The 8,459-nt window shown below is 69.3% G+C and carries 6 protein-coding genes and 1 pseudogene; 5 read left to right on the plus strand and 2 right to left on the minus strand.

Features of this window, described 5'->3' with window-relative positions; all coding sequences use genetic code 11:
• A pseudogene (locus CM1CMNOD_RS12540) lies at positions 1–693 on the plus strand (hypothetical protein); the annotation flags it as partial.
• A 405-nt stretch (positions 694–1,098) separates the two neighbouring features.
• Here the strand turns inward: CM1CMNOD_RS12540 and CM1CMNOD_RS12545 are convergent.
• Positions 1,099–2,391, minus strand: a complete 1,293-nt coding sequence (locus CM1CMNOD_RS12545) for a hypothetical protein (RefSeq protein ID WP_013873985.1) — start codon at positions 2,389–2,391, stop codon at positions 1,099–1,101.
• Positions 2,392–2,628: 237 nt separating this feature from the next.
• Between CM1CMNOD_RS12545 and CM1CMNOD_RS12550 the strand changes: the two genes are divergently transcribed.
• Positions 2,629–3,405 carry a methyltransferase gene (locus CM1CMNOD_RS12550; RefSeq protein WP_193353070.1) on the plus strand — a complete coding sequence of 259 codons (777 nt, stop codon included), beginning with the start codon at positions 2,629–2,631 and terminating at the stop codon, positions 3,403–3,405.
• Between the two features lie 161 nt (positions 3,406–3,566).
• On the opposite strand, the gene CM1CMNOD_RS12555 is transcribed toward CM1CMNOD_RS12550, so the two are convergent.
• Complete coding sequence (locus CM1CMNOD_RS12555; protein ID WP_050803790.1) at positions 3,567–4,862, minus strand: mechanosensitive ion channel family protein; 1,296 nt, start codon at positions 4,860–4,862, stop codon at positions 3,567–3,569.
• Positions 4,863–5,523: 661 nt separating this feature from the next.
• Between CM1CMNOD_RS12555 and CM1CMNOD_RS12560 the strand changes: the two genes are divergently transcribed.
• The 3 genes from CM1CMNOD_RS12560 to CM1CMNOD_RS12570 all read left to right on the plus strand — a co-directional run.
• A complete protein-coding gene (locus CM1CMNOD_RS12560; RefSeq protein ID WP_013873988.1) occupies positions 5,524–6,249 on the plus strand; it encodes a hypothetical protein in 726 nt (241 codons plus the stop codon).
• Entirely contained in the window at positions 6,246–7,334 is a 1,089-nt protein-coding gene (locus CM1CMNOD_RS12565) for an iron-containing redox enzyme family protein (protein ID WP_013873989.1), read from the plus strand. Before CM1CMNOD_RS12560 ends, CM1CMNOD_RS12565 begins: the two co-directional genes overlap by 4 nt.
• 428 nt (positions 7,335–7,762) lie before the next feature.
• The coding region (locus CM1CMNOD_RS12570) for a hypothetical protein (protein WP_131774000.1) at positions 7,763–8,459 on the plus strand (697 nt) is incomplete at its 3' end.

The raw sequence follows: 8,459 nt of genomic DNA on the forward strand, positions 1-8,459 counted from the left end.
CACGAAAGTGGGAACCCTCCAGACACCCTCGAGCCCCCGGTGCCCGCCGGGCTGGGTTCCCTCACCGCGCCGCAGCAGGCCCTGGCGGATTTCCTCCGTCTCGACGCCGACCTGCTCACCAGCGCGGCCCAGGCAAGCCCACCTCTGGCAGCAACCAGGGACGACCCCCGCGCACTGGCCGGATGGATCCGGGATCTCCCCGCCAGCGACAAGGAGAATTTCCTGCTCCAAGTCGCGCACGGTGACAGCGCCCGGGTCCAGATGGAGCTGCTGCGACGTTTTCGTGGTACGCCCGACAGCGGTGGGAACGACCGCCCCCGCCGCACGGTCGCCCACCTGCTGGACGCCGCCGCGGACATCCGACAGGAACGCCGACGACAGGAGGAGGCCGCCCGCGCCGCGCAGGAGGCCCGCCGCACGCGGGAGCGCGCACTGGCCCGGGAGAAACGGCTGGACGCGCTGGCCGGCGACCAGGAAACAGCCTGGGCGCGCGTCGACACGCTGATCGACAGCCGCCGGCCGAGCGACTACGACGCGGCCGTCGAAATCCTCGAGGATCTACGGGCCGTCGCCGCACGCGCCGGCCACACCACGGAGTTCACACGACGGTTCGCCCTCCTGCGCCAGCGGCATTCCCGCAAGCCCAGCCTTGTCGCACGTTTTGACCGCGCCGGCCTCGGTGACAGCGGCTGAAACCTTTCGGTTTCAGCGGCTTTGCTGTTCGGTCTCGGGTGGGACGGTGAAGCCGATGTGGGCATGTTGCGCCGCATCCTTCGCGCGGGCGGCCTGGCGATCGCGCTCGGATAGCTGACCGACCATGCGCGGCGACTCGGCCGCCGGCCGGTGAACGCCGATCCTGCGGCGACGCGAGTCCCGACGCGACACGGTTCGATTGCTTCGCTCTGTCGCAAACGAGCGAGCTCTCAGCCCGACGCCGCGACGTATCTGTCCGGCTTCGACTACCCCGCCATCCTGTTCCGTGAGTGCGTGCTGATCAGACAACTCGGAGACCAGGCCGTCACGTGATCGTCGCCGGAACCATTATTCGCTCCTCGGTATGTCTTGCTGTCCCGTCGGGAACTGTCTGCCGTCCGCCACTCACGACCGGGGATTTCGTGGTCGCTCAGGGAAAAGTACGCGGGAAGCTGTCCAGTCCCGAACCGAACGGCGCCGCAGAAGCAGCCCCGCGGTCAGGAGGCTGAGCCCGACCGGTACGAGGACCAGGGTCACTGCGCCGAAGAGCAACGAGTAGAACCGAACCATCTTGACCGTCATATAACCGCCCCGCCAGACCCCGTAGACGGACAAGAGCAGTAGCAGTGCCACGGCCCCGACGACTGCCCCGAGCCAGACGCTCGAGCGCAGAGCCAATATGATCAACAGCACTGCCAGGACCAGGATATCCACCGTGATCAGGGTGACTGCCACTGCTACCGCCCGAGGCCGGTCGCACGGCCCGCTGGGCAGCCCTGGCACGGGGAGAGCGGCCCGCTGGTAGAGCGGCCAGATGGCAAGTGGAACGGCGGTCTCGACCCACCGGTCAAACTCAGTCAGCATGCTCCGGCCGTCCCGCGAGTCATCCAGTTGCACCAGATGCGCGGTCCAGTCGGCGTCGAACCAGACCACGGCCCGGAGATAGGCGCTCTCTGCTATCAGGTTGCCCTGCTTCACCGGCCGGTACTCGGGAAGCCCCCGGGGGAACAGATGCGACAGGCTCCCCCGGAAGGACTCGTACCGCCGCCCATCGCCGGTGACAAGCACGACGAGCCGGTCGGCCAGCTTCCGCTCGATGACGCGCTCGGTCTCCCAGCGCACGGCCCCACCCGGCGAGGCGGCCAGCAGCACGAGCCGCGCCCGAGCGAGTCCGGCCAGCACCCTGCCCTTCCACTCGTCATCCCCGGCGTAGTCCCGTGCGGCGCCGACAGGAGGCAGCGAGTCGCTTGGACGTCCGAGGGCTACCATTCGGCCGAATGGAGCCGTCGCCCTGGTGAGCTGTTCCTCCTCGGTGGATACGTCGGCAGTCCAGGGCCCGAACCGTGGATCTCCACTCTGGATATGCGCGAAACCCCGATCTTCGTCGAACGCACGCAGAAACAACACGATCGGCTCATCCTCGGGAATGCTGGTCAACGGTTCCAGCAACGGCGTCCGATGCCGGCCGCCCTGACGGTAGGACCAGCGTCCGAAGCCCAACAGCACAGCCATCAGCGCGAGAGCCACCGCGGTGTGGGCGGGCCCGACCCGGATGCCGCCGGCGGGGCGTAGACCCCGCTCGCCAACCACGCCACTGGCCATGCCGAGGCAGCAGGCGACGAATCCGGCAGCCTTCAGCAGCAGTCCCCGGAACGGACGCTGGCGGATCGAGGCGGGCGGGCGAGGCGGCCGCGCCATCTCGCCTCCACAGGGTGGGTCGGGGGACCTCGGGAGATAGAGCCGACAAAAGGTATACGTGAAGATCATCTTTCAAGATCTGGGCGCCGACATCCCGCTGTTTCCGCGACTTGGAGCCGCACCCTGCCCGCACGGGGACGCGGCCGGCGACGCGGAAAACCCGGGCACCACGCCGTTGAGGGATCGCCAAGCGGACAGCCCGGACCGGGCGTCATCGCAGGAGTGGGTACAGGCAGGATGGTTGTCGTGACCGAGGATGTCTGGGCTGGCCTGACGGACCGGTTCGTCGAGGGCGCGTACGCGACGGTGAAGGGTCGGGTGCGCACGTATGTCCTGCACCGCCACCTGATGGATCACCTGCCGCCGCCACCGGCAGCCGTGCTCGACGTGGGCGGAGGCGCCGGACACCAGTCGTTTCCCCTGGCCCGCCTGGGCTATGAGACCGTCCTGCTCGACTCGTCCGAGGCGATGCTTGCCGCCGCGGAGCGGCGTCTGGCCGCCGAGTCAGCCGATGTTCGCGATCGTGTTCGGCTGGTGCTGGGAAGCGGCGAGGAGGCGCCCTCGCTGACCCAGGGCCGACGATTTGCCGCTGTGCTGTGCCACGGCGTGTTGATGTATCTGCCTGAGCCGGCCCCGATGATCGAGGCCCTGTGCGCGTGCACCGCCGTGGACGGCATCGTCTCGGTGATGGCACTCAACGCGGCGACCCTTGCCGTCCGCCCTGCGCTGGAGCGTCGGTGGGACGACGCGCAGGCCGCCTTCCACGCCCGTGGGGAGCGCGGAGTGCTGGGGCTGAACACGCGTGCCGACACCGTCGAGGAACTCTCCAGCATGTTCGCTGATCACGGAGTCCGCCCGCTGGCCTGGTATGGCGTGTGGCTGTTCACCGACTGGATGACCCTCGACGAGGACGAGGACGAGCTGACCAGGATCGCCGAGGTGGAACTTGAGGCCAGCCGGCGTGATCCCTACCGACAGCTCAGCCGGGTGTTCCACCTTGTGGGACGCAGATGACCTGACGCGGTTGCCCACTCCCCTGGCCGCCGTTGGCAGTGATGGCGTCAGGGCCGGCCGCATGCCTGACAACAGCGGAGAGCCGGGTCCGGGCGGTCGTAGGTGTTCCTCGACGGGGTCAGCCAGGGCCCGGCTCGCCGACCGAAGAGATGACTTTCCCTCTAGGACGGCGGCCGGTGTGAGCCGTTCTCATCGGTCTCGCTGAACGCCCGGGAGCGCTCAGCCGCATCCGGACTGCCCCCGAACAGGCGGGCGTCGGGGTGAGCTTCCTCGGGATGCGCGCGGATGTCCATCCGCGCGCTGGTGGTGGCCGGATCGGCGGCCGCGACCCTGGCAGTGGTCGGGTCGGATTCGCGCCGCTGCGCCGGCCCGTACACCCCCTTCCCGTGGCCGTCATGCTCGCCGTCCCACCACACCGGGCCGCTCCGCTCGTGTTCGAGCCGTGTCCTTGGCAGCGCCGCCGGGTGCCGCTGTCGCAGCCATCGCACGAGCAACTCCCGGACGTGGCAACGCAGGTCGAACACGGTCGGTCCGTCGCTACCGCTGACCAGCACCCGGACCCGCACGCATCCACCGACCGCGTCGGTTACCTGGAGCACCGAGACCCGGCCGTCCCACAGGGCGGTGGCGTCCAGGATCCGGTGCATCTCCGCCCGCATCTCCTCTACCGGCACCGACCAGTCCAGGTCCAGCTCGACCACGCCGAGCACGGCCGCCTCCCGGCGCGTCCAGTTCTGGAACGGCGTGGTGGTGAAGTACGTCGATGGCAGGATCATGCGTCGGTCGTCCCAGATGTGGACGACCACGTAGGTCAGTGTGATCTCCTCGATACGCCCCCATTCCTCCTCCACGACGACCACGTCGTCCACCCGGATGGCATCGGTGAAGGCGAGCTGCAGCCCGGCGAACACGTTCGCCAACGAGGTCTGTGCGGCGAGGCCGGCAACGATGGCGACGATTCCGGCGGACGCGACGATGCTGGCACCGGCGATGCGCACGCTGGGGAACGTCATCAGCATCGAGGCCACGGCGATGACGGTGATGACGACCACCGTGATGCGACGCAGCAGGGTCACCTGCGTATGCACCCGGCGGGCGTGCCGGTTGTCGGCGACGTCCATCCGGTAGCGGGCCAGGGCCAGGTCCTCGAGGAGGAACGTGAGCACCGCCACCAGCCAGGAGACGCCGCCGATGAAGACCAGGCCGAGCAGCCGGACGATGGCCCCGGTCCAGGTCTGTTCGGGCATGGCGTTCAGCGCGACAAGCAGGGCGACGAGGACGAGGGTGAGGCGGGCCGGGCGTCGGCCGCGCTGGGCCAGGTCGGCGGCGGCTGCCGAACGGCGCCCGACCCGGCGGGCTGTCCGGTCGACGACCAGCGCAACCGTGTAGCCGAGCACGGCGGCCATGGCCAGCACGATCAGCACGGCGGGTGTCGAATCAGCCTCGGGTAGGGACATCTCGGCTGCGTGGCGAATGACCACACCGAACTCCTCGAATCAGTCTGGTAGCGGTAGCCCGGCTGGGCCTTGCTCTTGCTCCGAGCGACGCGCCCGTGTCCAGGGATGCCTTCCCGCAGCGGGGCGTTATAACGTGAGAGGTCCGTCACATCCGGAAGTATCATGAATTTCTTCTCGAATGAGGCCGATCTGGCTGTCCGGCTTCGCGCTTTCGATCCTGAGCGCGGCAGGAGGGCCTGTCGGGCGCTGCCGCATTCGCCGGTTGTCGGTGGTCTTAATGGCCGGCAACCGGTGGCTTCGGGCACTTCAGAACGACTTCGAAGGACGCCTCCACCGGAGGATTTCCAGGCACGACCGGATGATTCTGACGAATGTGACAGCGTTGACGGCGGGCCTTCCCGGCGCAACTGCGGCTTCATGGTTGCCGAACCGTTCCGGCCGTTGACGGGCGCCTCCACGCTCCGGCCGGTGGGGAGCTGGGCGCCGCGCACGCGCGTCCCGGCGTTGACACCCGGTCAAGTTGGCACCCGGTCAAGGGGCACCCGGTTAAGGCGGAGCCGGGCGGGTATCTGGCCGTGAGCGCACAGCGGCGGTGTCTGCCGGCCCTGGGGCCCGTTCCGCCCGGGCGGCTCGCCTCCGGTCGACCTGTGGCAGGAGCGACATGGCTTTCTATGACCCGGTGGAGTCGAGTTTCTATTCGTGGTGCGTCGAGCGCCTGCTGTCCTGCGCACAGCTGAGTCCCTACACCGCCGCTGGTGTGGCGGAGCTGGGGGCGGGTACCGGGATCCCGCTGCTGGAGGCCGTCGGCCGATCGGAGACGTCGGCACGGGTCCGTGGATTTGAGCGCGACCCCGACGCATTCCGGTCGGCCCGCCGGCTGACGGAGCTGAAGGGGCCGGTGAACTACACCGTCCAGTTCGGGGACTTCTTCCGCTATGCCAGCGGGGCAACGGAGCGCTGTGCGGTCGCCAACCCCCCGTACCTGCCGGGGCAGCCGCGGCGGCCGGGTGCTCCCGACCTGTACGGCGGGGCGCGGGGAGCCGAGGTGACCCGCCGGCTCCTGGGCTGCTCCTTCGATCTGGTGATGGTGATGGTCGCCTCGATCTCCGATCCGCTCGGCGTCCTGGCGGAGGCGACCCGCCGTGGGTACCGGCTGGTGGACTGGGTGACGCGCCCGATCAGGTTCGGCCCCTACTGCCGCGACCCCGAGGTGTGGCGGCGCATCCAGTCCCTTGCCGCCGCCGGGCAGGCATTCTTCCATCAGGAGGGCTATCTGCTCGCCGGTGTCACCTGGATCCGTGACCACAGCCGTGCGTACCCGCCCGGGAGGGACTCGGTGGTTCTGGCCCAGGTGCTCAGTGCGGGTGCCGTGGCGGTGCCGGCGTGACCGCCTCCCGCCCCCGACCCGTGACCACGGCCTTCCACGGGCCGAACGGTGCCGGCTACGGCGACGTTCTCAGCCCGGCCGAGCTCGGGCCACGCTCCCTGCCGCGCCCGCGGGGCACCCTCAGCGCCGTTCTGACCACCGCTCTGGCCGGGCCGGTCCATGCCGTGGACAGGGTGCCCGCGGCCGACGATGACGCCCTGTTCGGTGAGGACGCCACCCTCGCCCTGTACTGCCTTTACGAGCTGCACTACCGCGGGTTTGCCGATGTGGCGGACGGCTGGGAGTGGGAGCCGTCGCTGCTGGGACTGCGCCGGCTCCTGGAGCGCGATCTCCTGGCCCGGCTGCGGGAGGACGTGGGCCTCGCCACCCCCGGCACCGAGCCGGGCGACCTCCTCGTGGACGGGATCGCGGGCGCGCTGCGCCGCATCGTCGACGCTCCCAGCGGCCCGTCGCTGTCGGGGTATCTCGCCGAACGCGGTTCGCTGGGCCAGTTCCGTGAGTTCGCCGTCCACCGCTCCCTGCTCCAGCTCAAGGAAGCAGATCCGCACTCGTGGGCGATTCCCCGGCTGGCCGGCGCGGCGAAGGCCGCGCTGGTCGAGATCCAGACCGACGAGTACGGTCACGGCGTCCAACGGGACATGCACCAGACCCTCTTCGGCCTCACTCTGCGCGCCCTGGGGCTGGACCCTGCGTACGGGGCCTACCTCGACCGTGTCCCGGCCACCACGCTCGCCACCGTCAACGTGCCGTCCTTCTTCGGCCTGCACCGCGAGCACCGGGCCGCGCTCGTCGGTCATCTCGCCGTGTTCGAGATGACCTCGGTCGGGCCGATGAGTGCCTACAGCGCCGCCCTGCGCCGCCACGGCCTGCCCCCGGCCGCCCGTCTGTTCTTCGACACGCACGTCGTGGCGGACGCCCACCACCAGACGGTGGCCGCCGACGCCCTTGCCACCGGCCTCGTGCGGGCCGAGCCCGGCCTCGCTGCCGACCTGCTCTTCGGCGCGCGGGCGGCAATGGCCGTCGAGGCCCGCGCCACCGAGACGATCATGACTGCCTGGGAGAGAGGGGAATCGTCCCTGTTCTGATCCGCGGCGATGAGCAGCGGCCGCAGCGTACTTAGAGGGTGCCTCACGTGGGGAGTTTCTTCCAGCAGATCAGTGCGGCTGCGAGGGAGAGAAACCCGAGGAAGTTGTGATCGTTGCTTTCGTAACGGATGGCCAGCAGGCGATAACCCTCGAACCAGCCGGATCGCCCTCTCGATCTTCCAACGATGGCTGCCGGGAGCGGCCGGCGGAAACCGTCGCCGTCACCGCTCGCTCCTTTCCTGCTCGGGCCGCCCGAGGGCCGAGCAGGAAACCCCCGATGTCGCGCTCCGCGTGACCACCTTCCGCGCAGTCACGGAAACCGACTCGATCCGCGGGTCTGCCGTGGGGCCGCTGGACGCGAGCGAGCCCTCGTCAGGCAGCCTTGGCGAGACGGCCAGCCACTCACAGCGGAAACCGGGAACGAGGCCATGGCAGCAGCCCTCACTGACGCCTGCATCATCAACCACAACAGCTCGGAGTTCACCGAACTTGCGCTACGCACCCTGATCAGAACACATCAGCACCGGATCGACGACGGCGAGCTACGCATCACCGTCATCGACAACCACTCCACCGACGAAGGACTCGACAACCTGCGGAACGCGGTACGCGAACTCCCCGCGACATGGGAACGATCACCCTGGCCGGCAGCCGACTCGACAGTCAACAGCCACGGGGACGTGCTGCGCGCTTTCGTCCAAGCCCACGAAGACGCGTCCCACCTGTGGTTCGTGGACGCCGACATAGTGTTCCGCCAGCCCGACTGCCTCGGCGTCATGCTCACCGACCTGGCCGCGCGTCCGGACCTCTGGGCAGTCCAGGCCCGCTTCCACTGGCTGGAAAGCAACCACGGGCCCGGAACCAGCCTCAACATCTGGGCCGGCCGCCACCAACGGCTGTGGGCGGGCATCGGCCAGCCACCAGACCGGCCGTTCCCCGGCAGCCACAAGCGGCGCTGCCACCCGGCCTGCGCCCTGGTCGCCAACACCCCGACGTTCCGCCGGGTCACCGACATCATCGGCCTGTCCGCCGCTCTGATCATCAGTGTGGACGAACGCCTCGCCGGTTTCGCCGACACCCTCGGCCTCGCCTCACTCGCCATGGAAACCCACGGCCTGCACTTGA

Origin of the sequence: Protofrankia symbiont of Coriaria myrtifolia, from assembly GCF_900634755.1 — a bacterium.
In the GTDB taxonomy this organism is placed as follows: Bacteria; Actinomycetota; Actinomycetes; order Frankiales; family Frankiaceae; genus Protofrankia; species Protofrankia coriariae.

Coding starts and splice junctions, on each gene's coding strand:
- CM1CMNOD_RS12555 (WP_050803790.1), bottom strand. CDS start 4,862: ATGTCCCTACCCGAGGCTGATTCGACACCCGCCGTGCTGATCGTGCTG.
- CM1CMNOD_RS12560 (WP_013873988.1), top strand. CDS start 5,524: ATGGCTTTCTATGACCCGGTGGAGTCGAGTTTCTATTCGTGGTGCGTC.
- CM1CMNOD_RS12550 (WP_193353070.1), top strand. CDS start 2,629: ATGGTTGTCGTGACCGAGGATGTCTGGGCTGGCCTGACGGACCGGTTC.
- CM1CMNOD_RS12545 (WP_013873985.1), bottom strand. CDS start 2,391: ATGGCGCGGCCGCCTCGCCCGCCCGCCTCGATCCGCCAGCGTCCGTTC.